The sequence below is a fragment of the Sphingobium aquiterrae genome (genome assembly GCF_037154135.1).
Lineage (GTDB): Bacteria > Pseudomonadota > Alphaproteobacteria > Sphingomonadales > Sphingomonadaceae > Sphingobium > Sphingobium aquiterrae.
In genome coordinates, this window is the sequence record NZ_JBANFL010000008.1 from 125,891 (window position 1) to 150,491 (window position 24,601).

The following is a 24,601-nucleotide window of genomic DNA, read 5'->3' on the forward strand; positions in this document are numbered from 1 at the left end:
CCGCCGCCCCTATTGCATGCCGCCCCGCTTGAAATCGCCGCGGCAGATGGCACATGGGGGGCATGGACATGCCGATCGACACGGACAGGCCGCCGGCGGGCGATCTGATGCAGCTGACGCCGCTCGTCGGCCGGGTGCTGGCGCCCAATCCGTCGCCTTTCACCTATTGGGGCACCCAGACCTATGTCGTGGGCGCCGGCGACGTGGCCGTGATCGATCCCGGCCCGGCGGCGCCGGACCATCTGGCCGCGCTGATGCGGGCGATCGGCGGCCGGCCGGTGCGGGCGATCGTCTGCACCCACACCCATCGCGATCACAGCCCCGCCGCCGCGCCGCTGGCGGCGGAGACGGGCGCGCCGATCATCGGCTGCGCGCCGCTCACCCTGAATGACGATGGCCCGCGCGCCGACGCCGCCTTCGACGCCGATTATGCGCCGGACCGCGTGCTGGAGGATGGCGAGGCGCTGGCGGGCGATGGCTGGACGCTGCGCGCGCTGGCGACGCCGGGGCATACGTCCAACCATCTGTGCTATGCGCTGGAAGAGGAAAGGGCGCTGTTCACCGGCGATCATGTGATGGGCTGGTCGACCAGCGTCGTGTCCCCGCCCGATGGCGACATGGCTGCCTATATGCGCTCCATGCAGCTGCTGCTGGCGCGCGAGGACGCCATCTATTACCCGGCGCATGGCGATCCGGTGGAAAAGCCGCAGCGGCTGGTGCGCGGCATGATGGGCCATCGCAAGCATCGCGAGGGGCAGATCATGCGGCTGATCGGGGAGGAGGAGGTCGCCATCCCCGACATGGTGCTGCAGATGTACAAGGGCATCGACCCCGGCCTGCACCCCGCCGCCGGCCGATCGGTGCTGGCGCATCTGATCGACCTGCAGCAGCGCGGGCTGGCGCGTGCGACTGCGGACGGGCGATGGCGCGCATGTTGACGGCCCGGCGGGCGCTGGCCGGGGTATCGGTGGCGCTGCTCCTTGCCTTGATCCTCGCGATCGCCCTGGGCTGGCGGCTCTATAGCCGCGACTATGTCGTCACCGCCGAGGAGGACGGCACCGCCATCACCAAAGTGATCGCCGAGCGCTTTGTCGGCGCCAGCAGCCTGAAGGTGTCGGAACTGTCCGGCACGGTGCAGAGCACGGCATCGGACATTCGCGGCTTTGGCCTGCTGAAATCCGATCAGGTCGTGAAGATGCCCTTCAGCGTCGATTATTTCGTGGATGTCGGCGCCATCGGGCCGGGCGATCTGGAATGGGTAGAATCGTCCCGCACGCTGATCGTCAATGCGCCCGACGTGAAGGCGGCGCGCGCCAATGTGGACGAGAGCCGCCGGACGCTGGTGCAGACCAACGGCCTGTTCGTCACCCGCCAGGCGGGCGAGGAGCTGAGCCGGCGCGCGTCCGCCCATGCGCAGGGCCAGGCGGAAACGGTCGCCCGCTCCGCCGAGCGCATGGCGCAGGCGCGCGAGAACGGGCGCAAGGCGCTGGGCCGTTTGCTCGGCGCCCCGCTCGCCAAAATGGGCTATGGTGACGCGCGGGTGGTCGTGACCTTTCCGCCCGAGCGTTTCCCGACCAACAAGGACCAATGGGACGTCACCACCCCGATCAACGAGGTACTGGCCAATCGCCCGCCCGCCCGTTAGGGCGCCGGTACTGGTCCATAGGAGCATGGGGCCTGAGGGAGTAAGGACATGAACGCGATTACCGCCATTCCACAGGGACTGGACCTGCGCGCGGAGATCGACCGGCTGCGCAAGGAGCGCAATGCCGTCATTCTGGGTCATTATTACCAGAAGCCCGAAATTCAGGACCTGTCCGATTTCGTCGGCGATTCGCTGGAGCTGTCGCGCAAGGCGGCGGAGACCGACGCGGACGTGATCGCCTTTTGCGGCGTGCGCTTCATGGCGGAAACCGCAAAGATATTGTCGCCCCAGAAGATCGTCGTCCTGCCGGACATGGACGCCGGCTGCTCGCTGGAGGACAGCTGCCCGCCCGCGCAGTTCAAGGCGTTCCGGGAAGCGCACCCCGATCATATCGCGCTCAGCTATATCAATTGCTCGGCGGAGGTGAAGGCGCTCAGTGACATCATCGTCACCAGCTCGTCCGCCGAAAAGATTCTCTCGCAGATCCCGAAGGACCAGAAGATCATCTTCGGCCCGGACAAGCATCTGGGCGGCTATCTCGCCCGCAAGCTGGGGCGCGAGATGCTGCTGTGGCCCGGCGTCTGCATCGTGCATGAGGCGTTCAGCGAAACCGAACTCCTGAAGCTCAAGGCGCAGCACCCCGACGCGCCGATTGCCGCGCACCCCGAATGCCCGCCCTATATCGTCGACCATGCCGATTATGTCGGCTCGACCAGCGGCATCCTGGACTTTGCCAAGACGATGCCCGGCGACACGCTGATCGTCGCTACCGAACCGCATATCATCCACCAGATGGAAAAGGCGGTGCCGGAAAAGACCTTCATCGGCGCCCCCGGCGCGGACGGCAACTGCAACTGCAACATCTGCCCCTATATGGCGCTCAACACCATGGAGAAGCTGTACCTGGCGCTGCGCGACCTGACGCCCCGGATCGAGATGGAGGAGGGGCTGCGCCTCGCCGCGAAGAAGAGCCTCGACCGGATGCTGGAAATGGCGAGCAACACGGTCGGGCAGGGCGATCTGGGCGCGCGTTAAGCCCTTTATCCTATGGCTTGCCCCTCGTTTCTGGGGGCGATCTTCCCGTTGTTCGACCGCCAGGGCATGAGATTGTCCGAACCGAAGGCCGCCCTTGGCGCGCGGCCATCGCCGCTGGATCATGCGGGCAAGCAATGCCGGCAGGGCGGCCGTCGCTGCTCTCCGGCCAAAAGCGATTGTCACAATCGTCGGCGGGCGATTAGATGGCGGCATGATCGCGCCTGAACATATCTGTTCGCCCGGCGACGCCTGCCGCGCATGGCCGGCGGCAAAGGGCTGGCAAAGTGGGCCGGACGCATAATGGGCCTTCCGCAAAGCGATCTGGGCGCGGCCTTCTACACGCTGGAATGGATCATCCGGCTGGGCGCGCTGCTGACCGTGCCCTTTCGCCGCAGTCCGGCGGCGACGCGGGCGTGGCTGCTGCTCATCTTCTTCCTGCCGGTGCCGGGGCTGCTGCTGTTCTGGACCATCGGCAGCCCGCGCTTCCCCGAATGGCGGCGGATGCGCTTTCGCGAACTGGAGCCGTGGTTCACCGTCGTCGGCCAGCGGCTGGCCATTGTCGCGCCGCCGCCCGATGCCGGGCGCGACCCGATCGTCGCGCTCAGCCATGCGCTGGGGCAGATGCCGGCGACGGCGGGCAATGCCGTCGCCCTGATCGCCGACTATGGCGAGGCCATCGACCGGCTGGTGGCGGACATCGACGGCGCGCGGCGGCATGTGCGCATCCTCGTCTATATCTTCGCCGACGATGCCGTGGGGCATCGGGTGGCGGAGGCGCTGGGCCGCGCCGTCGCGCGCGGCGTGCCCTGCCAGGTGATGTTCGATCCGGTGGGCTCGCGCCCGTGGCGAAAGGGGTTGCGGCCGATGCTGGAGCAGGCCGGCGTCGATGTGCGCCAGGCATTGCCGCTGCGCTGGCTGCGCGGGCGCACCCGGCGCGACATGCGCAACCACCGCAAGCTCTTCGTGATCGACGGCGAGATCGGCTATGTCGGATCGCAGAATATCGTCGCGCCCGATTTCAAGCCCGGCATCGTCAACCGGGAACTGGTCGCCCGCGTCACCGGCCCCGTCGTGGCGGAGATGGAAGCGCTGGTCCGCGCCGACTGGTATATGGAAACGCGCAGCCTGCCGGACGTCCCGCTGGTCATCCCCGAGCCGACGGGCGATGTGGTGGCGCAACTGCTGCCCAGCGGCGCCAATCATCCGCTGGAAGGGTTCAAGACGTTGCTCGTCTGGCAGCTGCATCAGGCGCGTTCCCATGCGGTGCTGGTGACGCCCTATTTCATTCCCGACGACGACCTGCTGGACGCGATGCGCACGGCGGCGATGCGCGGGGTGCGGGTGGATATCGTGCTCTCTTCCGTGGTCGACCAGTGGCTCGTCCATTTCGCGCAGAGCAGCTATTATGCCGAGCTGCTGGCGGCGGGCATCCGCATCCACACCTATCGCGACTATCTGTTGCATGCGAAGGCGGTCAGCATTGATGGGCAGCTGGCGGTGGTGGGCTCCAGCAATGTCGACATGCGGTCCTTCCAGTTGAACGAAGAAGCGAGCCTGCTGCTGCTCGACGCCGCGTCCGTCGCGGCGGTGGAGGCGGTGCAGCAGGGCTATCTGGCGGCCAGCGACCATCTGGACCGGGCGACATGGGAGGCAAGGCCCTTCCACCGCAAGGTCGCCGAGAATGTCGCGCGCATGGTGGGATCGCTGCTGTAACCCGCCGCCGCCTATGGGCGTGGCCGGGCGACCGTGCCAAAAGCCGCCACAGCAACAGCAACGACGATTCGCGGGGACGCGCATGACCACTGAAACGACCACCCGCGACTGGAGCCTGCCGGGCTTCGATCCCGACGCCTTCGTCGCGGCGACGCTGGCGGAGGATCTGGGCCCCGAAGGCCGCGACGTGACGAGCGAGGCGGTGATCCCCGCCGACGCCAGCTTCACCGGCGTGATGGACAGCCGCGATGCCGTGACCGTCGCCGGCCTGCCGATCGCCGCCGCCTTCTTCCGCGCGCTCGACCCCGATGTGGAGATCGAGCTGCTGGTCGAGGACGGGCAGCAGGTCGCCGCCGGCACCGACATCATGCGCCTGAAGGGGCGGGGGCGGGCGATGCTGACGGCGGAGCGGTCCGCGCTCAACACCGCCCAGCACCTGACCGGCATCGCCACCATGACCCGCGCCTATGTGGACAGGATCGCGGGCACCGGCGCGACCCTGCTCGACACGCGCAAGACCATCCCCGGCCTGCGTCTGCTGGAAAAATATGCGACCCGGATGGGCGGCGCGACCAATCACCGCATGGGCCTGTGGGATGCGGCGATGATCAAGGACAATCATGTCGCCGTCGCCGGATCGGTGGAGGAAGCGGTGCGCCGCGCCGTCGCCGCCGGCATCGCGCGGATCATCGTGGAGGTCGACCGGATCGACCAGATCGCGCCGGCGCTGGCCGCCGGGGCCACCCATCTGCTGCTCGACAATATGGCGCCGCCCATGCTGCGCGACGCGGTGGCGCTGGTGGGCGGACGCGTGCCGACCGAGGCATCGGGCGGGGTGACGCTGGACACGATCCGGGCGATTGCCGAAACGGGCGTCACCTATATCTCGGTCGGCCGCCTGACCCAGTCGGCACCGGCGGCGGACATCGGCCTTGATTTTGCCAGCCTTTAGAGTGATTCCGCGCCGGATGGGCTCCTCCAACGCCTGGGAAATCAGGGAAAACAAGTCGAAGCGCGCGCCGCTGCCGGCGGTGCTGGCCCTTTTTGCGGCGCTGGCGGGCGGGGGACTGCCCGGCATGGCATTGGCGCAGGTCGCGCAATGCAGCGCGCCTGCTGCCCTGCCGCGCCCCCGGCCCGAGCTGCCGGATGCCGGGCAACCCCGGCGGCTGCTGCCCATCGGCGGCTATACGCTGGCGCTCAGCTGGACGCCGCAATATTGCTTCTCGCCCGCCCATCGCGGCGAGTTCCAGTGCAGCGCCCGCGCCGGGCGCTTCGGCTTCACGCTCCATGGCTTGTGGCCCGACGGGCGCGGGCGGGATTGGCCGCAATATTGCCGCTCTACCGCGCTGCTGCCGCAGAAGGTCATTCGCGACAATCTCTGCACCACGCCTTCGGCCCAGTTGCTGCAGCATGAATGGGCCAAGCACGGCACCTGCATGACCACGAAGCCGGAGCTGTATTTCAACCTCTCCCGCGCCCTCTACCAGGATATCCGCTATCCCGACATGACCGCGCTCGCGCGCCGCCCTTCGCTGACGGTCGGGGGTTTCGTGCAGGCGTTCGCCGCAGCCAATCCCAGCCTGCGCGCCAATATGATCCGCGTCAGCACGACCCGTCAGGGCTGGCTGCAGGAGCTGTGGCTTTGCCTCGACAGCGCGCTCGACTATGCGCGCTGCCCCGGCGGCAAGCCCGGCGCGTCTCTATCGGCAAGACTGCGCATCACGCCGGGGCCGCGCATCGCCCAGCGGCCCCTGCCGGCCCGGCCGACACCAAGGCCCGCCCTGCAACTGAAGCTCGACATGGAAGCGGCCGAGCGCGAACGGGCGCAGGATTAGGGCGGGTCGACATTCAGAAAGGGGCAGGTTGGCTACCGCCAGGACCATCGTCATCCTGAACGTGTTTCAGGATCCATCGCGCCTCCTGAAGCCATCGCGCGCGCGGAGGAATGGATGCTGAAACACGTTCAGCATGACGAATTGAAATAAACATAGTTCAATCATTCAAGAGAGTTGAATGCCGATTCGGCCTAATCCTGCGCCTGTTCGCCCCCGGATCTAATCCGGGGCAGGCTTGGCCCGAACGGGAATAGGTCGCCCAATGCCTATCGCGCTCAGCGCTCGATCGTCACCGTGCCGGGATGATGCCGGTCCAGATGTTTCCTGATGATCTTCAGGTTCTTGCTGTTCGACTTGAAGACGAAATCGAAGGCATCGCCGACAAAGGGAATGGCGCCCAGCACCGTGTCGATGCCGACATTGGCGGCCATGCGCGTCAGCTGCAGCTTCGACATGCCAAGGTTGCGCGCTTCCCACACGATCCACGCGCCCATGCCCGCGGTGATGATGTCGCCCACCACCGGCACCAGGCCGACGATGCTGTCCAGCCCGACGCGATACCGCGTGCCCGGAACGACGAACAGCCCCTCCAGCAGCGCCTCCATCATCTCGATCCGGCGGCGGATCGATTGCGGATCGGTGCCGATGCCGGGCAGGGTGCGGGCGATGCGGTCGAACTGGTCCTGGGAAATGGGCATTGATCCTCCTGTCCCCTCGCGCTCTTAATTGGTGGCGCGGAACAGCTGGTTCAATGGGTGGCGCGCGCGCGGGGAGGGGGTGAAGCCGTTAAGCGTGCGGGAGACCAGCGACCAGCGGATCGGCGCGCCCAGCGGAATATAGCCGCCATGGTCGATGATCCGCCGGGCCGCTTCGGCAAGGGTGGCGGCGCGCTGGTTCGCGTCGGTGGCAAGCGCCGCGCTCTCCAGCAGCGCCTCCGCGCTGTCGTCGCAATGGATGCCGCGCGCGCAGCTGATGCGGTCGAGATACCAGATCGCGCTGTCATAGGCGGCGACCTCGTCCACCAGCATCAGGTCGGCCGCGGCGTTCAGCGGCACCAGCCGTGCGCGCACGCCGATCCGTTGCCAGTCGGCCGTGATGGTGGCGAACAGGCGGCGCGTGCCCGATCCGGCGGGCATGGCCACGCGCAGCACCGGCGCCGCGCCGTTCGCCGCCGTCCATTTGGCCACCGCGGCGGCAGCCGCCGCCCGGCGGTCGTCGATGGATTGCCCGTCCCATATCGGCGGCGCGGCCGGGGCGGGCAGGTCGAACTGTTGCGGCAGCAGCCGGTCGGTGAAGGTCCAGCGGCCCAGCGAGAGCACGGAGGGTATCCGTTCGCGCTCCACCGCCATGCTCAGCGCCGCGCGGATCGCGGCATCGCCCAGAAAAGCATTATGGCCGGTGATCGACAGCCCGAACAGCCCCTGCGCCGGGTCCATGCGCACGGCATTATTGTCGATGTCCGCGCCGGTCAGCAGCGGCATGTCGCTATAGCGCCCGCCCAGCACCAGACCCGACAGGCCCAGCTGGAAGCGGGCGATGGCATGGGCGGCATGTTCCGCGCGCAGCACGCGATCGTCGCGCGGGGCGACCGGCGTGTCGGCGCCATCGCCATCGTCCGGATCGGGCACCGGCGTCAGGAACAGCGCCTTGTCGCGGTCCTCGGCGCGATAGGGGCCGGTGCCGTCGCCGCTGCGGATGATACCCATCTGCGGCTGGGCCAGCATCTGCAGCAGATAGGGGCGCGGCGCCGACAGGCGGATTTCGATGACTTCGCCGGTCATCGGCACGATCTCTTCGACGGCGTTCAGGTCGCCATGCGGATCGAGCGCGACATTCGCCCTGATCCGCGCGTCGAGCAGCCGGGCAACTTCCTTCGCGGTCACATCGACATCGGTGGACCAGCGGGCGCGGCGAATGCGGAAGATATAGCTCAGCCCCCCGTCCTCCACGATCCACCGTTCCGCCAGCGCCGGCATGATGTCGCCCGCCGCATCGAAAGCGACCAGCCCCTGCGCGGTCGATTCCATGATGAGCTTGGCCGCGGGCGAGAGGATGTTGCGCATCGGCTCGTCCAGATCGCGGCGGCTGCCGATGACGCTGACGACCACGGGCCCGCTCTGCTCCTGCGAACAGCCGGGCAGCAGCAGCGCCGCCAGCACGGTGCCCCAAAGCATTTTTGCGCGTGGCGGGAGGGGAAATGGGGCAGGCATGATCTGTGCGGATGGTTCTTCGCTTGGGCGTGTCCGTGGGTCTACATCGCCATCCCTCCCACGCCAAGCGGGGAAGAGGCTTGGTGTTCGGCGCGGATGCGTTCATAGGCTGGGCGATGCCTGCCCCCGTTTCCGCGCCTGCTCATGACTTCGATGCGATCGTGCTGGGGGCGGGGGGCGCGGGCCTGATGTGCGCGGCGGTCACCGGGCAGGGCGGGCGGCGCGTGCTACTGGTCGACCATGGGGACGAGCCGGGCCGCAAGATCCTGATTTCCGGTGGCGGGCGGTGCAATTTCACCAATATCCACAGCGCGCCCGACCGCTATCTGTCGGCCAATCCGCATTTCATGAAGTCCGCGCTTGGCCGCTATACCGCCGCCGATTTCATCGCGATGGTCGACCGCCACGGCATCGCCTGGCATGAAAAGACGCTGGGGCAACTCTTCTGCGACGGGTCCGCGCGGCAGATCGTCGCCATGCTGGTCGCGGAATGCGAGAAGGGCGGCGTGACCTTCGCCTTCGGGCAACCGCTGGGCGAGATATCCCATGCCGACGGGCGCTTCACGGTGCAGGTCGGCGACCGGCTGGCGCAGGCGCCCGCGCTGGTGATCGCCACCGGCGGCCCCTCCATTCCCAAGGTCGGGGCCAGCGGCATCGCCTATGACATCGCCCGGCGTTTCGGCCTGAAGGTGGTGGAGCCGCGCCCGGCGCTGGTGCCGCTGACCCTGCCCGGCGAAGAGGCGCTGTTCCGCGCGCTGTCCGGCGTGTCGACGGAGGTGGTCGCGCGCAGCGGCAAGGCATCGTTCCGGGAAGCGGCGCTGTTCACCCATCGCGGGCTGTCCGGCCCGGCGATCCTGCAGGTCTCTTCCTACTGGCGCCACGGCCAGCCCGTCACCATCGACTTCCTGCCGGATCGGGAGGGCGACTGGCTGCTCGCCGCCAAACGGGCGCAGCCGCGCGCGACCTTGCGTTTGCTCCTGTCGGCGGCGCTGCCCGCCCGGCTCGCCGAAGCGCTGGCCGAGCGCATGGCGCTGCCGGGCGAGCTTGCCAACCTGCCCGACCGCGCGCTGGCGGAGGCCGGCAAGCGGCTGGCGGGATGGACCTTCATGCCCAACGGGTCGGAAGGCTATGCCAGGGCGGAAGTGGCGGCGGGCGGCATCTCCACCGCCGGCCTGTCGTCCCGCACCATGGCGGCGCGGCATCTGCCGGGGCTTTACGCCATTGGCGAGGCGGTGGATGTCACCGGCTGGCTGGGCGGCTATAATTTCCAATGGGCCTGGGCCAGCGGCTGGGCCGCGGGGCAGGCGATCGCGACCGGGGAGGGATGAACGGCATGGCGACCTATGTGCTTGTGCATGGTGCCTGGCATGGCGCCTGGGCCTGGGAGCGGATCGTGCCGCTGCTGGAAGCGGCGGGGCATCGGGTGATCGCGCCGGACCTGAAAGGCATGGGCGCCGACGACACGCCGCTGGAGCATGTGTCGCTGGCGCTCTGGGCCGATCAGGTCGCCGATATCCTGCGCGCGCAGGCGGAGCCGGTGATCCTCGCCGGGCACAGCCGGGGCGGGATCGTCATCAGCGAAGCGGCCGAGCGGGTGCCGGAGAAAGTGGCGACCCTTGTCTATGTCGCGGCGTTCCTCATCCCGGACGGCGGCACGCTGCTGGAGGTCTCGCACAGCGATCCCCCGCGCGCGACCGGCAAGATGCTGAAGTCCGGCCCGCATAACAGCACGACCCTGGTGCCGCAGGCTGCCGCCGACGTCATCTATTCGGCCACGCCGCCGCAATGGCGCGACCGCGCCGTCGCGCGGCTGTGCGCCGAGCCCATGGATGTGTTCGCAACCCCGCTGACACTCAGCGAGGCGCGCTTCGGCACGGTGCCGCGCGCCTATGTCGAATGCACCGGCGACCTCACCGTGCCGCTGCCCCTGCAACGCGCGATGCAGGCGGCGCTGCCCTGCGTCCCGCTGTTCACGCTTGAGAGCGATCATTCGCCGGCCGTCTCCCAACCGGATGCGCTGGCGCGCTGCCTGCTGACGCTCGCGCCCTAGAGCGGTTTGCGATCCGACTGCGTCGGATCAACCGCGCCAGTTTGTTGATTTTACACGATTTCCGAGTCATCAAATGATTCCATCTGATTAGAAATCGCCTTAGTGCGCGGCGCTGGGATCGACGGGGTGTGAGGGGCGCGGCGAGAGCCAGATGATCATCGCCGAGAAGAAGAAGATCACCGCGGCGATGGCGAAGATATGGTTCGTCGCGATTGCCAGGCTTTCCTTGTCGACCAGCTGCTCGATCAGGCGCCTCACCTGTTCCGTGCTCAGGTTGGAGGCCGGCAGGGCGCCGCTGTTGACCAGCCCGGACAGGTTGCTGCGCGCCGACCGGGCATAATCGTCCCATATGGTGGTCGCGACAGAGGTGCCGATGGCGGCCGACATCGTGCGCATGAACGCCATGATGCCCGCCGCGGACGCCGTTTCATGCGGCTCCACGGCGCCCAGCCCGATGGTCGTCAACGGAATGAAGAAGAAGGGCATGGCGATGCCCTGCAGCATCTGCGGCATCGCCAGCGTCCAGAAATCGGCGTCGCTCGTCCACATCGTGCGCAGCAGGGAGGTCATGCCCAGCCACAATATGCCGAAGCACACCAGCCCGCGCGGGTCCCATTTATTCGCCAGCTTCGCCACGATGGGGGACATGATGACGGCGCCGACGCCGTTGAACGCGGTGGCATAGCCGGCCCAGGTCGCGGTGTAGCCCAGGCTCTGCTGCATCCATTGCGGCAGGATGACCACCGACGCGAAGAAGGTGCCGAAGGCGAAGGAGAGCGAGATGGTGCTGACGGTGAAGCCGCGATGGCGGAACACCCGCAGGTCGACGATCGGCTGGCGCTCGGTGATTTCCCAGACGATGAAGACGGCAAAGCCGATTGCCGCGATCACCGCGAGGGCGACGATGAGGGGATCGCCGAACCAGTCATGTTCCCGCCCCAGGTCCAGCATGATCTGCAGCGCGCCGATCCACAGCACCATCAGCGCCAGGCCGATGCGGTCGATCGGCTGATGGACAAGCAGCGTCTCGGCGCGGCGCAGCAGGCGCATCGCACCGAAGGCGCAGGCGATGGCGACCGGGATGTTGATGAAGAAAATCCAGTGCCACGACCAGTTGTCGCTGATGGTGCCGCCCAGGATGGGGCCGAAAATCGGCGCGGTGACGGTGGTCATCGCCCACATCGCCATCGCCTGCGCCCGCTTTTGGGGCGGGAAGATGCGCAGCAGCAGGGTCTGGGTCAGCGGCATCAGCGGCCCGCCGCACAGCCCCTGGCCGATGCGGCAGGCGACCAGCATGCCCAGCGTCGTCGACATGCCGCACAGGGTGGAAAAGATGCCGAAGCCGATCATCCCCATGATGAAGGTGCGCACCGTGCCGAACCGGGCGGCAAGCCATCCGGTCAGCGGCACGCAGATCGCCTCCGCCACGGCATAGGATGTGATGATCCAGGTGCCCTGGCTGGCCGAAATGCCCAGCCCGCCGGCGATGTGCGGCACGGAGACATTGGCGATCGTCGTGTCCAGCACGACCATGAAATTGGATGCCGCCAGCACCAGCCCGGCCAGCAGCAGCCGGGCGCCGGTCAGGGGCTGGAACCAGTCGGCCGGTCTTTTGCTGATGTCGCTCATCGCCGATGTGCCTTCGCTTGCGCCGGTTGCAGGAACGGGGCGGGTCAGTCGCCCGAAATGTCGACGTCCACGTCCATCGACAGGCCCACCCGCAGCGGATGCGCGGCCAGCTCATGCGGGTCCAGCTTCACGCGGACGGGCAGGCGCTGCACCACCTTGATCCAGTTGCCGGTGGCGTTCTGCGCGGGGATCAGCGCGAAGGACGACCCCGTGCCGCCGGAAAAGCCGGCGACCCTGCCATGATAGGTGACGCCGCCCCCATAAAGGTCGGACGTCAGCGTCACCGGCTGGCCCACCTTCACCTTGGCAAGCTGGCCTTCCTTGAAATTGGCGTCGACATAGAGCTGGTTCAGTGGAACGATGGTCATCACCGTCGTGCCGGCCGCGATGCGCTGGCCCACCTGCACCTGGCGGCGGGTGACGATGCCGTCCAGCGGCGCGCGGACGACCGTGCGGTCAAGGTCCAGCCGCGCCTTGGCGACGGCGGCCTGCGCCGCCAGCACTTCGGGATTGGTGGCGACGGTGGTGCCCTTGATAAGGGCGTCGTTCGCCGCGAGGCTGCCGGCGGCGGCGCCACGGGTCGCGCCCGCCTGCACCAGGCCCGCCTGCGCCTGCACCAATGCGGCCTTCGCCGCGGCGAAGGCGTTGGTCGCGGTCGTCAGCTCCTCGCCGGAGACAGCGCCGTTGGGCGCCAGCGTGCGCCGCCGGTCGAGGTCGATCCGGGTCTTGTCGTAATTGGCCTGTGCGGCGGTCACTTCGGCGCGCGCGCGGGCGATGTCGGCGGCGCGCGCGTCCAGCTGGGCGGACAGGGCGGTGCTGGTCGCCGCCGTCTGGCCGAACTGGCGGCGGGCGCGGGCCAGGTCCGCCTCCGCCTGGGCCAGGGCGATGCGGGTATCGCGATCGTCGATGCGCAGCAGGATGTCGCCGCGCCTGACCGCCTGCGTGTCGGATACCGCCACGTCCAGCACCTGTCCGGCGACCATCGGCGTCACCTGCGCGCTGTCGGCGCCGACATAGGCATTGTCCGTCGTCACCCGGTTGCGGGCGACCAGGACGTACCAAAGGCCGACGATGACCGCGATCACCGCAACGGCGACACCGATGCCGGTCAGCAGCTTGCGGCGCGCCGCGCCATTCTTTTCTGCCCCGTTCTGGTCGGGGGCCTGGGTTTCTGCAGTGTCAGCCACGGGTCTTGTCCTTGGACGTCATGGAGAGGGAGGAACGGGAAAAGCCGCCACCCAGCGCGCGCACCAGCGCGACGTCGAGGGTGAAGGCGCGCGCATCCAGCGTCGCGACGGTGCGGCGGCTCGCGAGCAGGTTCTGCTCCGCCGTCAGCACGTCGAGATAGGTGGAAAGCCCGCCGCGATAGCGCTGCAGCGCCAGATCATAGGCTTCCTGCGTGTCCGACGAAGCCTTGTGCGCATCGGCAAGGCGCGCGACCAGCATGGTCTGGCTCGTTACCGCATCGGCGACATCCTGATAGGCGCCGACGACGGTCTTGTCATAGCTCGCGACCGCCTCGTCATAGGTGGCGCGCGCGCCACGGTAACGGCCGGAGATCGCGCCGCCCTGGAACAGCGGCAGGCTGATCGCCGGGCCGGCATTGCCATAAGTGGAGCCGCCGTCGAACAGGTTGGACAGGCCCAGAGACTGGACGCCGAACAGGGCGTTGAGGCTGAGCGCGGGGTAGAAATCCGCCCGCGCCACCTTGATCCGGCTGGCGGCCGCATGCACCCGCGCAAGGGCTGCGGCGACGTCCGGGCGCCGGCCGACCAGATCGGTCGTCGCGCCGGCGGGGATGCCGCGCGCGGCGACCGTTGCGCCTGGCCGCGCGATGGCAAGGCCGCGATCCGGCCCGGCGCCGATCAGCGCGGCGATCCGGTTGCGGGTGAGGGCGATCGATTCGTCCGTCGCGGCCAGCTCCGCGCGGGCGGTCGGCACGGCGGCATCGGCCAGCTTCAGGTCGGCGCGATTGCCAAGCCCGGTGGCGACGCGCTGGGCGACAAGCGCCTGGGTGCGCGTTCTGATGTCCACCGTCGCCGCCAGCACGTCGCGGTCGGCATGGAGCCGGGCGAGATCGGCATAGGCGGTGGCGATGGCGGTGGAGAGGGTGAGGCGGGTCTGCGCCAGCTCCAGCCGGGCGGCCTCCGCATCGGATGTCGCGGCCGCCAGCGCGGCGCGGTTGCGGCCCCACAGGTCGATGTCGAAACCCAGATTGGCGGTCACGCGCCCGGTGTCGTTCCACCCCTTCGGCACGAATTCGGCGGGGATGCCGTTATTGTAGCTCTGCTTGTTTTCGCTCGCCGTCCCGTCGACGTTCAGGCGAGGCAGCAGGGCGGCGCCCGCCTGCTGTGCATAGGCATCGGCCTGGCGCACACGGGCGATCGCGGCGGCCAGATCGGGCGCGCCCTTCAGTCCTTCCTCGATCAGCGCGCTCAGTTGCGGGTCGGCATAGGCCGACCACCAGTCGGCGCCGGGCCATTGCGTGGCGGCATCCGTCGCGGCACCCAGGGAGCGTTCCGCCGCGATGCTGCCGGCCGCGCGTACCTGTGGCCGGGCGCCGAGCTGCGGCACCGGCGCACAGGCGGAGAGCATGGCAGCGCTGCCAAGCAGAGCCGCGAAAATCCGCCCATATGTGTGATTTGCGTTCATGATTAAAACCGTACTGGTTGGTACGGAACCGCATGTGGGGGGTATCCCCGATCTTGTCAATCGAAAATCGTACTCTATAGTATGGTTATGGAAAGCTGCTGGACCAACAAGGCGCAAACTCGCCGCGAAGCCCGTAAGGAAGACCGCCGCGCCGCCATCATCACGGTCGCGCAGGCATCGTTTCTTGAGCAGGGCTATGCAGGCACGTCGATGTCCGCCATCGCCGCGACCCTGGGGGGATCGAAGGGCACGCTATGGTCCTATTTCCCGTCGAAGGAGGCCCTGTTCTCGGCCGTGCTGGAAAGCGCGACGGCGGAATATCGCGAGCGGCTCAAGGTGCTGCTGCATCCGGGCGATGACCTGCGCGCCACGGTGGAACGGTTCTGCAGGGGCTTCCTGGAAAAGGTGACATCGCCCGAAGCGCTGGCCCTGCATCGGGTGATCCAGGCGGAGGGCGCGCGTTTCCCCGAACTGGGGCCGATTTTCTTCGAGCGCGCGCCGATGATGACACTCAGGCTGCTCTCCGGTTTCCTGGAGGAGCATATGGCCAGGGGCGGCTTGCGGGCGGACGACCCGCTGCTGGCGGCGCGGGCGCTCGTCTCCCTGTGCATCGGCGGGCATCACCAGCGGATGATGTGGCGTGTGGAGACGCGCGATCCCGCCAAGATCGAAGCGGATGCGTGTTTTGCGGCGGATATTTTCCTGCGCGCCTATGCCCCGGCGAAGGAAGACCCGAAGGGGGGCGACGCCGGGGCGTCGTGACGCCCCGGCGCATGGCCTGCGCTATTGCGCCTTGGGCTGCCCCTTGGGCGGGTTCGGATAATCGATGCCGAGCTGCTCCAGATAGGAGCTGTATTTGCCCGGGTCGTAATAATTGGGCGCCATCAGCGGGCGCATGTCCTTCATGATCTTCTCGTTCAGGTGGATGGCCGGCTGATCCTGAGCGGTCAGGACCGGGTCGTATCTGTCGGTCTTGCCCTGGACGTTGGTGAAATAATCCTTTGCGGCGGTGATGACGCCGGGCGTGGTCATCAGGTCCAGCACCGTCATCGCCACCGCCTTTGCGCCCGCGACTGCACCCTTGTGCGCGATCGGCGTCGCCATCGCCATGGCGGAGGTGACATTGTGGCCGATGGTGTTGGGGATGTTGGAGGGGAACCAGATGGTGATCGTCGGCACCGCCCACATGATGTCGCCGATATCGTCCGATCCGCCGAAATTGGCGTTGCCGCGCAGTTCGGGCGTGGACAGCGGCGAAACGGTCGATGCCAGCGGCTTCAGCGGGAAGCTGTTGGTGGCCTGCACCGATTTGGCGAAAGCCTGGTCGTCGGCCGACCATTTCGGCATGCCGACGGCCTGGATGTTCCTGTAGGCCAGTTCCGCCAGCGGCTTGTTGCCGAAATTGGGCGCGGCATAGCCCAGCAGCTGGCGCGAGACCTTGGTGCCGGTCATCTGCGCGGCGGCTTCGGAAATCTCGTTGCCGGTCTCGAACAGCGCGCGGATCGAAGCGAAATCGCGCTCGCGGAAGAAATACCAGACCGATGCGGTATCCGGCACGATATTGGGCTGGCCGCCGCCATTGGTGATCACATAATGCGAGCGCTGGGTGAGCGGCAGATGCTCCCGCCGCATGTTCCACGCCGCATCCATCAGTTCCACGCCATCCAGCGCCGAACGGCCGTTCCACGGCGCCGCGCCATGGGCGGTCTTGCCGTGGAAGGTATATTCCACCGAGACCATGCCGTTGAGCCCGGTATTGCCATAGCCGGTGCCGAATTCCGACGCGACATGGGTGAAGATCGACGCGTCGACATTCTTGAACAGGCCGGCGCGGACATAATAGGCCTTGGTCGCGAGCAGTTCCTCGGCAACGCCGGGCCACAGCATCAGCCGGCCCTTGATGCCGTTCTTGATCATCGTGTCTTTGGCCGCGATGGCGGCGGCGATCATCAGCGGCATGCCGCTGTTATGACCCTCGCCATGGCCCGGTGCGCCGGCGACCTGCGGGGTGATATTGGGCGTGCCCGGCAACTGCGACAGGCCGAGCAGCCCGTCGATATCGCTACCCAGCGCAATCAATGGCCCGCCTTCGCCCCAGGTCGCCGTCCAGGCGGTGGGGATGCCGGCGACGCCCTTGGTGATCTTGAAGCCGTTCTTCTCCAGGATGCCGGTCAGATATTCCGAGGTCTTATACTCCTGGAAGCCGGGCTCGGCGAAGGAGAAGACGGAATCCACCATCTCCTGCACCAGCTTGGCATGCGCCTCGACATTGGCGGTGGCCTCGGCCTTCAGCTTGGGGCTGGCGTCGGCATGGGCGGTGCCGGTGGCGGCAGCGATCATGCTGCCCGCACTCAACAATGCCAGAAGTGACCGTGATGCTATCTTCATCTTCAAGGTCTCCAGAGGGGGTGTGCGACACCGAGGGGTGGCCTGTCCGACGATGGCCGGACAGGCGCAGGTCATTGACATTATCTGACTTTTGGCGGTTCGGTCGGGCTGGCGGGATATGTGACCCCCAGCTGTTCGAGGTAGGAGCTGTATTTGCCGGGATCGTAATAATAGGGTTCCATCAGCGGCCGCATTTCCTTCATCGTCTTTTCATTGAGCCAGATCGCGGGCTGGTCCTGCGCCGACAGCACCGGCGCATATTTGTCTTCCTTGAGCTGGACGTTGGTGAAATAATCCTTGGCCGCGGCCACCAGCGATGGCGTGGTCATCAGGTCCAGCAGGGTCATCGCCACGGCCTTGGCGCCGGCAACGGCCCCCTTGTGCGCGATCGGCGTCGCCATCGCCATCGCGGCGGTGACATTGTGGAAGATGATGTTGTTGACGTTCGAGGGATAGCTGACGGTGATCGTCGGCACGTTCCACATCACGTCGCCAATGTCGTCGGAGGGGCCGCCCATGGAAGGGCCGCGCGTTTCCGGCGTGGAGAGCGGCGACACCGTGGTCGGCAGCAGCGATTCCTTGAACCTGTTGGTCGTCTGGATCGACCGCGCAAAGGCCTGATCGTCCGCCGACCATTTGGGCATGCCGACGGCGACGATATTCTTGTACGCGGCCTCGGCCAGCGGCTTGTTGCCAAAGGTCGGCGCCGCATAGCCCAGCACCTTGCGGGTGACGGTGGTGCCGGTCATCTGCGCGGCGGCTTCGGAGATGCTGTTGCCGGTTTCGTAGAGATTGCGGACGGCATCGAAGGTGTTTTCGCGGAAATAATACCAGACGGAGGCGACCCCCGGCACGATATTGGGCTGGCCGCCGCCATTGGTGATGACATCGTGCGAACGCTGGGTCAGCGGCAGGTGTTCCCGCCGCATGTTCCAGGCGACGTCCATCAGTTCGGCGGCGTCCAGCGCGGAACGGCCCGACCAGGGCTGGCCGGCGGCATGGGCGGTGATGCCCTTGAACGTATATTCCACCGAGACCATGCCGGTGCTGCCCAGCTTGCCATAGCCGGTGCCGAACCCCGTGCCGACATGCGCGAAGATATTGGCGTCGACCCCCTTGAAGACGCCGGCGCGGACATAATAGGCCTTGGTCGCGAGCAGTTCCTCGGCAACGCCGGGCCACAGCATCAGCCGGCCCTTGATGCCGTTCTTCACCATCACGTCCTTGGCCGCGATGGCCGCCGCGATCATCATCGGCATGCCGCTGTTATGACCCTCGCCATGGCCCGGCGCGCCGGCGACCAGCGGCATGACCTTGGCGGAACCGGGCACCTGCGACAGGCCGAGCAGGCCGTCGATATCGCTGCCCAGCGCAATCAATGGCCCACCTTCGCCCCAGGTCGCCGTCCATGCGGTGGGGATGCCGGCGACGCCCTTGGTGATCTTGAAGCCGTTCTTCTCCAGGATGCCGGTCAGATATTCCGAGGTCTTATACTCCTGGAAGCCGGGCTCGGCGAAGGAGAAGACGGAATCCACCATCTCCTGCACCAGCTTGGCATGCGCCTCGACATTGGCGGTGGCCTCCGTCTTCAGCTTCGGGCTGGCGTCCGCATGGGCGGTGCCCATGGTCGCCGCGACGATGCCGGCTGTTCCCAGCAGGGCGGCCAATGTCCGTGTTCTCATCTTCATGGCGGCGCGACTCCGGCCCTTGTCCTGTTTTCGGATGGAAAAAGGGGCCACCCGCAGCCATGCGGCCGGGGTGGCCCCGTGGATCACTTGGCCGTGGGCGGCGCGGTCGGGCTCACGGGATATGTGATGCCCAGCTGTTCCAGGTAGGAGCTGTATTTGGCGGGATCGTAATAATAGGGCTCCATCAGCGGCCGCATTTCCTTCATCGTCTTTTCATTGAGCCAGATCGCCGGCTGGTCTTCGGGGGTCAGCACCGGGTCATATGTGTCGGTCTTGCCCTGGACGTTGGTGAAATAATCCTTGGCCTGCGCGATCAATGTCGGCGTGGTCATCAGGTCCAGCACCGTCATCGCCAGCGCCTTTGCGCCGACCACCGCGCCCTTGTGCGCGATCGGCGTCGCCATCGCGAAGGCGGAGGTGACATTGTGGCCGATCATGCCCGGGATGTTGGAGGGGAAACGGATGGTGATGGTCGGCACCGTCCACATGATGTCGCCGATGTCATCCGAACCGCCGCCCATGGAAGGCCCGCGGCTTTCCGGCGTGGAGAGCGGCTGGACGGTGGTTGCCAGCGGCTGGAGCTTGAAGCCATTGGCTTCCTGCGCCGCCTTGGCGAATGCCTGGTCGTCGGCGGTCCATTTGGGCATGCCGACGGCCTGGATGTTCTTGTACGCCGCCTCGGCTATCGGCTTATTGCCGAAATTGGGCGCGGCATAGCCCAGCACCTTGCGGGTGACGGTGGTGCCGGTCGCCTTGGCGGCGGCCTCCGCGATGGTGTTGCCGGTATCGTAGAGTTCGCGGATCGACTTGAAGGTCTGCTCGCGGAAATAATACCAGACGGAGGCTTCGCCCGGCACGATATTGGGCTGGCCGCCGCCATTGGTGATGACATAGTGCGAACGCTGGGTGAGCGGCAGATGCTCGCGCCGGAAATTCCAGGCGATGTCCATCAACTCCACGCCGTCCAGCGCGGAGCGGCCGGACCAGGGCTGGCCGGCGGCATGGGCGGTCTTGCCGTGGAAGCTATATTCCACCGAGACCATGCCGTTATTGCCCATCTCGCCATAGCCGGTGCTGAATCCGTTGCCGACATGGGTGAAGATGGAAGCGTCCACGCCCTTGAACAGGCCGGCGCGGACATAATAGGCCTTGGTCGCGAGCAATTCTTCGGCAACGCCGGGCCACAGCATCAGCCGGCCCTTGATGTTGTTCTTCACCATCACGTCCTTGGCGGCGAGCGCGGCGGCGATGACGAGCGGCATGCCGCTGTTATGGCCCTCGCCATGGCCCGGCGCGCCCGCGACCAGCGGCATGATCTTGGCGGAACCGGGCACCTGCGACAGGCCGAGCAGCCCGTCGATGTCGCTGCCCAGCGCAATCAGCGGCCCGCCTTCGCCCCAGGTCGCCGTCCAGGCGGTGGGGATACCGGCGACGCCCTTGGTGATCTTGAAGCCGTTCTTCTCCAGGATGCCGGTCAGATATTCGGAGGTCTTGAACTCCTGGAAGCCGGGCTCGGCGAAGGAGAAGACGGAATCGACCATCTCCTGCACCATCTTGGCGCGGGCATCGACGCCGGCTTCGGCTTCCTTCTTCAGCTTGGGACTGGCGTCGGCATAGGCGGGGACCGCCTGCATGGTGAGCGCCGACGACAGCAACAGGCCTGCGATGAGCTTGGAACCCCTGATCATACATCCCCCGGGAATTGAGAAGTTTAGGAAAAATAACGGACGTCAAAGCATGACCCGCCGGGAACATCGCCCCCGGCGGGTGGAACAGGTCAGATCTTCACGCGGAAGCCCATGCGGAACACGCGGCCCATCACGTCGTAGAGCGCGCGATTGGTCTGCGGATAGGCGGGCGTATTGTTGCCGTTCGGGCCGATGGCGACCAGAACCGGGTCCTTGTTGAAGACGTTGCGCACCGACAGGAACGCTTCGGCCTTCGTACCGCCGATGTTGAAACTGTAGCTGGTGTTCAGGTCGAAGAAGAAGGCGCCATCGATATGGTTGTAGTTGATGGTGCGGTAGTCGGTGGTCGATGCCGGGCAATCGGTGGTGCAGACGACATAATTGTTGTTGTACTTGCCGGGGCTGACCCCACGCGCAACCAGCTGGACGCCAAGGCCGGAATGAAGATCGTAGCCCGCCGAGAAGCGATAGGTCCAGTCGGGCAGGCCGCCGGTATTCTGGCCGGCATCGTCCGTCACCGCGGCGACGCCATTGTCGGTCTTCAGGCTGATCGCATAGCTGGCTAGGGCACGCAGGGTCAGGTTGCCGGGGCCGACCTCGCGACGATAGCTCGCCTCGAAATCGATGCCCTGGGTCTTGATGCCCACGAAGTTGAACGGCTTGATCTCGATGCTGGTGATCGCGAGGCCCGGCGTCACGACGCCGCGGCCGCCGGTGGTCGAGATGAAGGAGCAGGAGTCCGTGTTGCCGTCATTATAGCACTGGTCGACCAGTTGCTGGGCGGTGAGCGAGGAAATCGCGCTCTTCAGGTTGATGTTGTAATAGTCAGCCGAGAAGGCGAAGCCCGGCAGGAACGTCGGGGTCAGGACCACGCCGGCACCATAGGTCTTGGCGACTTCCGGCTTGAGGCCGGTGTTGCCGATCGTCGATTCGTTGAACTGGTCGGTGCGCAGCGTGCCGTTTGCATTCGGCACGGTGACGGTGTTGGTCCGGCCGGTGCCCGCTGCGAACAGCTCCTGCAGGTTGGGCGCACGAATGTCGCGGGAGATGGTGCCGCGGAACTTGACGTCCGGGATCGCCTGCCAGGTGAGGCCGGTCTTCCAGGTGGTGACGGTGCCCGACGTCGAATAGTCGGTCGCGCGGAAGGCGCCGTTGAAATCCATGCCCTTGAACAGCGGGATGATGGTTTCGACAAAGGCTTCCTTGACGTTGTACTTGCCGAAGGTGGGCAGGTAGTTGCCGTAGATCCAGGTGCCGCTGGTCACGCCATTGGCAACCACCGGCTGGTAGAGCGGATCGACGAAGCCGCTCACCGCTTCCTCGCGCCATTCGGCACCGAAGGCCAGCGAGATCGAGCCGGCCCAGAGCGAGAAGAGATCGTTGGTCGAGAAGCTGACCGCGCCGACCTTTTGCGTCAGCTTCTGTTCGCGGACCGGCTGGGCGCCGTCATACATCACATAGTTGATCGCCGCATCCGAAGCGCCGCCCACGCCGATGCGGTTCAAGGGCACGCAGCCGTTGGACGGACTGGTGAGGGTCGAACGGCAGACGATGGTGCCCGCCGCGATCCCCGCCGCATTTCCGGCGGGCGCGACGACCGCATCGGTGGCCAGCGTCATGCGCGCCAGGTTCCACGCATTGGTCAGCATTTCATGCGTCTTGGTCTTGCCGTACTGGAAATAGGCGTCGTATTTCCAATCCGCGCCGATCACGCGGAATTCGCCGCCGGCACCCGCGACATAGCGGAAGACTTCGCGGGTATTGTCGCTGCCTTGCTGGCCCAGATCGACGTTGCTGGTGCCGATGGAGATCGACGTCAGATTGTTGGCGATCATCTGCTGGCGGACCGAGGTCGGCAGATAGGCGTTGTCGACCCGGATCGTGACGCCGGTGGTGGGCGTCTGCTGATAATAGCTTTGCCCGCTATAGCGGCTGTAGGATGCCTGGCCGTAGACTTCGATCGCGGGCGAGAGTTCGTAGCTCAGGCGGCCAAAGGCGCTGCGGCGGGTTTCGGATGGCTGCAGCGTGGCGCTGCCGCGATGTCCGGCGCTGGTGATGTTGTAATCGCCGCCGACCATCCACTGGCTGCTGGTCGTGCCGAAGGCGAGCTGGTTGACGGTCGCCTTGCCCGTGGCGGGATCGATCGTGCCGAAATAGGTGCCGCGTAGCGGCCCGGATGTCACGAGGCCGCCGGGGCTGAACGTGCCCGTGCCGGCGCCCGCCGTGATCAGGAATTCAGGATAGCAGGTCGTGCTGGCCGAACTGTCGGAGCAGGCCGAAGCGCTGTAGGCCGGATTGTTGACGGTGAAATAGCCGCTCTCGTTCCAGTCGCGGTCGATCGTCTGGACGCCCTTCTGGCTGAAATATTCGCCGGACAGGATGATGTGGCCGCGCCCGTCGGCAAAGGTCTTGCCGCCCGTTGCGGCGATCTTGTAGTTCGGCGCGTCGCCATAGGTGGTGACGCCATGCTCGAATTCCACGTTGAAGCCGGTGAACTTCTTGTTGAGGATGAAGTTGACGACGCCCGACACCGCGTCCGAGCCATAAGCCGAAGAGGCGCCGCCGGTCACGACCTCGACCCGCTCGATCAGCGCCTGCGGGAAGGTGTTGACGTCCACCTGGCCGGTCGCGGTCGACGCGACCGAGCGCTGGCCGTCGAACAGCACCAGCGTGCGGTTCGCGCCCAGATTGCGCAGATTGACGCTGTTGATGCCTGCCGCGCCGTTGGACAGCGAGCCGTTGGAGTTGGCCGACGTGCCCGAACCGCGCACGGCCGGCAGCGTGTTCACGAAATCGGAGATGTTCGCCGGCGCTTCGGCCTTCAGTTCCTTGGTGCTGATGACGCTGACCGGGGTCGGCGCGTCATAGCCGTCGCGGACGATGCGCGATCCGGTGACGGTGATGTCCGGCGTATCATCCGATGCCTGCGCATCCTGCGGCGTTTCCGGCAGGGCCTGCGCATAGGCCGGATGGGACATGAGGCAGAGCGCGGCAATGCCTGCGCTTGCAAGTGCATGACGCTTCAGGAGCCTCGTCGGAGACTGTCCCACATCACGTCGCGAAAAAAGCTGAGCGCCCATTATTACCCCCTTATGTTGACCTCCACCAACTCGGGCATCCTCCAGCACGACAGCCTGTATCCGGCCGTTCATGCTCCCTTGCACGCGCACTCCATGGCGAGTTTTCGCCAGAAAACTGCCGTTCCGGCGTTGTCACGCCGGCCCCTTCGGCCAAGACTGCCAGTCCGCCCTGTGCGGTCACGCCTGCTGTTGAAAAACGGTCGGCGGATCAAAAACCGCAATCCCGTTTCGCAATTTAGAGGCTATCAGATTGTTTGTTGCGGTTCTCATGATTCTGCGGCAATTATCCGCATGTCGTGGCATGAATCATGCGTCGTTTCTGGAATATGGGAGAAAATCCATCACTGTTTCGCTGGATGCTGTCGATTTTCGAATCCTTCGCGCGCTTTCCGATGATGGACGGGCGTCGGATGTCTCCGTGGGGGAGCGGATCAACCTCTCCAGCACTGCCGTCGCCCGGCGACGCAAGATCATGGAAGAGCATGGGATCATCTCGGCCTATAACGCCAATCTGAACATGGCGGCGCTCGGTTTCAGCGGCGTCGTGGTGGTGGCGATCGAACTGGTGTCGCAGGCGGAGAATGTGCTCAACGAATTCGAGCAGGAGGTCGTGAAATGCCCGTCAATGTCCTATTGCGGCTTCGTTTCGGGCGACACGGATTTCATCATCATCATCCACGTCCACTCCTTCAACGATTATGATCTGATCTATCGCAAGGAACTGTCGATCCTGCCGAATGTCGCCAAGATCAGGAGCAGCTTCGTCATGCGGGAAGTGGCCCGGCGCATCAATCCGCCGATCCTGTTCGACCGCAAGAAATAGTGCCGCCGCCGGCATGGGCGATCCTGCGCGATTCGCATGCAGGATGCAGGAAAGCAGCGACAATTCCTGAAATTGCGCAGGAATATTGCGTGCGTTCTGCGTTTTTTATGGCAGATGTGCGGAACATACGCTGTTTTTGATGCTAGCCTCCGGAGGCTTCGCGAT

The 24,601-nt window shown here is 66.2% G+C and carries 19 protein-coding genes; 10 read left to right on the top strand and 9 right to left on the bottom strand.

Annotation, left to right across the window (positions count from 1 at the left end):
• Positions 1-53 precede the first annotated feature (53 nt).
• The 6 genes from WFP78_RS10515 (at position 54) to WFP78_RS10540 (ending at position 6,228) form a co-directional block, all read left to right on the top strand.
• Complete coding sequence (locus WFP78_RS10515) at positions 54-938, top strand: MBL fold metallo-hydrolase (RefSeq protein ID WP_419722947.1); 885 nt, start codon at positions 54-56, stop codon at positions 936-938.
• Entirely contained in the window at positions 932-1,645 is a 714-nt protein-coding gene (locus tag WFP78_RS10520) for a DUF4230 domain-containing protein (RefSeq protein WP_336961568.1), read from the top strand. Before WFP78_RS10515 ends, WFP78_RS10520 begins: the two co-directional genes overlap by 7 nt.
• A 48-nt stretch (positions 1,646-1,693) precedes the next feature.
• Positions 1,694-2,680 (top strand): quinolinate synthase NadA, encoded by a 987-nt coding sequence (gene nadA, locus WFP78_RS10525; RefSeq protein WP_336961570.1) that lies wholly within the window; start codon positions 1,694-1,696, stop codon positions 2,678-2,680.
• 297 nt (positions 2,681-2,977) lie between these two features.
• Positions 2,978-4,393 carry a cardiolipin synthase gene (gene cls / locus WFP78_RS10530; RefSeq protein ID WP_336961781.1) on the top strand — a complete coding sequence of 472 codons (1,416 nt, stop codon included), beginning with the start codon at positions 2,978-2,980 and terminating at the stop codon, positions 4,391-4,393.
• Between the two features lie 82 nt (positions 4,394-4,475).
• Positions 4,476-5,345, top strand: a complete 870-nt coding sequence (gene nadC, locus WFP78_RS10535) for a carboxylating nicotinate-nucleotide diphosphorylase (protein ID WP_336961573.1) — start codon at positions 4,476-4,478, stop codon at positions 5,343-5,345.
• A gap of 124 nt (positions 5,346-5,469) precedes the next feature.
• Positions 5,470-6,228, top strand: a complete 759-nt coding sequence (locus WFP78_RS10540) for a ribonuclease T2 family protein (RefSeq protein WP_419722950.1) — start codon at positions 5,470-5,472, stop codon at positions 6,226-6,228.
• A gap of 275 nt (positions 6,229-6,503) precedes the next feature.
• Here the strand turns inward: WFP78_RS10540 and WFP78_RS10545 are convergent, their stop codons facing one another.
• Positions 6,504-6,926, bottom strand: coding sequence for a DUF4112 domain-containing protein (locus WFP78_RS10545; protein ID WP_336961578.1), 423 nt, complete (start codon positions 6,924-6,926; stop codon positions 6,504-6,506).
• Between the two features lie 24 nt (positions 6,927-6,950).
• Positions 6,951-8,402: an ABC transporter substrate-binding protein gene (locus WFP78_RS10550; RefSeq protein ID WP_336961581.1), complete on the bottom strand. Its 1,452-nt coding sequence runs from the start codon at positions 8,400-8,402 to the stop codon at positions 6,951-6,953.
• A 152-nt stretch (positions 8,403-8,554) separates the two neighbouring features.
• Between WFP78_RS10550 and WFP78_RS10555 the strand changes: the two genes are divergently transcribed.
• Both WFP78_RS10555 and WFP78_RS10560 read left to right on the top strand, forming a co-directional pair.
• On the top strand, positions 8,555-9,766 hold the full coding sequence (locus WFP78_RS10555) for a BaiN/RdsA family NAD(P)/FAD-dependent oxidoreductase (RefSeq protein ID WP_336961584.1): 1,212 nt from the start codon (positions 8,555-8,557) through the stop codon (positions 9,764-9,766).
• Between the two features lie 5 nt (positions 9,767-9,771).
• A complete protein-coding gene (locus WFP78_RS10560) occupies positions 9,772-10,488 on the top strand; it encodes an alpha/beta fold hydrolase (protein ID WP_336961587.1) in 717 nt (238 codons plus the stop codon).
• Between the two features lie 99 nt (positions 10,489-10,587).
• Here WFP78_RS10560 and WFP78_RS10565 read toward each other — a convergent pair whose 3' ends face one another.
• Genes WFP78_RS10565 through WFP78_RS10575 form a run of 3 tightly spaced genes read right to left on the bottom strand, consistent with a single transcriptional unit; the run spans position 10,588 to position 14,769 of the window.
• Entirely contained in the window at positions 10,588-12,117 is a 1,530-nt protein-coding gene (locus WFP78_RS10565) for a DHA2 family efflux MFS transporter permease subunit (RefSeq protein ID WP_336961590.1), read from the bottom strand.
• Positions 12,118-12,161: 44 nt separating this feature from the next.
• Positions 12,162-13,304 (bottom strand): HlyD family efflux transporter periplasmic adaptor subunit, encoded by a 1,143-nt coding sequence (locus WFP78_RS10570; protein ID WP_336961593.1) that lies wholly within the window; start codon positions 13,302-13,304, stop codon positions 12,162-12,164.
• Positions 13,297-14,769, bottom strand: coding sequence for an efflux transporter outer membrane subunit (locus WFP78_RS10575; RefSeq protein ID WP_336961596.1), 1,473 nt, complete (start codon positions 14,767-14,769; stop codon positions 13,297-13,299). Before WFP78_RS10575 ends, WFP78_RS10570 begins: the two co-directional genes overlap by 8 nt.
• An 87-nt stretch (positions 14,770-14,856) precedes the next feature.
• Here WFP78_RS10575 and WFP78_RS10580 point away from each other — a divergent pair, with 87 nt between their 5' ends.
• The gene (locus WFP78_RS10580; RefSeq protein ID WP_336961599.1) at positions 14,857-15,531 is read left to right on the top strand and encodes a TetR/AcrR family transcriptional regulator; all 675 of its coding nucleotides are present in this window, start codon (positions 14,857-14,859) and stop codon (positions 15,529-15,531) included.
• A gap of 21 nt (positions 15,532-15,552) precedes the next feature.
• Here WFP78_RS10580 and WFP78_RS10585 read toward each other — a convergent pair whose 3' ends face one another.
• The 4 genes from WFP78_RS10585 to WFP78_RS10600 form a co-directional block, all read right to left on the bottom strand.
• Positions 15,553-17,157 (bottom strand): amidohydrolase, encoded by a 1,605-nt coding sequence (locus WFP78_RS10585; RefSeq protein ID WP_336961602.1) that lies wholly within the window; start codon positions 17,155-17,157, stop codon positions 15,553-15,555.
• Positions 17,158-17,237: 80 nt separating this feature from the next.
• A complete protein-coding gene (locus WFP78_RS10590) occupies positions 17,238-18,845 on the bottom strand; it encodes an amidohydrolase (RefSeq protein ID WP_336961605.1) in 1,608 nt (535 codons plus the stop codon).
• 83 nt (positions 18,846-18,928) lie between these two features.
• Positions 18,929-20,533, bottom strand: a complete 1,605-nt coding sequence (locus WFP78_RS10595; RefSeq protein ID WP_336961608.1) for an amidohydrolase — start codon at positions 20,531-20,533, stop codon at positions 18,929-18,931.
• 89 nt (positions 20,534-20,622) lie between these two features.
• A complete protein-coding gene (locus tag WFP78_RS10600) occupies positions 20,623-23,511 on the bottom strand; it encodes a TonB-dependent receptor plug domain-containing protein (RefSeq protein ID WP_336961611.1) in 2,889 nt (962 codons plus the stop codon).
• A gap of 403 nt (positions 23,512-23,914) precedes the next feature.
• On the opposite strand from WFP78_RS10600, the gene WFP78_RS10605 reads away from it, so the two are divergent.
• A complete protein-coding gene (locus tag WFP78_RS10605) occupies positions 23,915-24,436 on the top strand; it encodes an Lrp/AsnC family transcriptional regulator (protein WP_336961614.1) in 522 nt (173 codons plus the stop codon).
• The last annotated feature ends 165 nt before the right edge of the window (positions 24,437-24,601 follow it).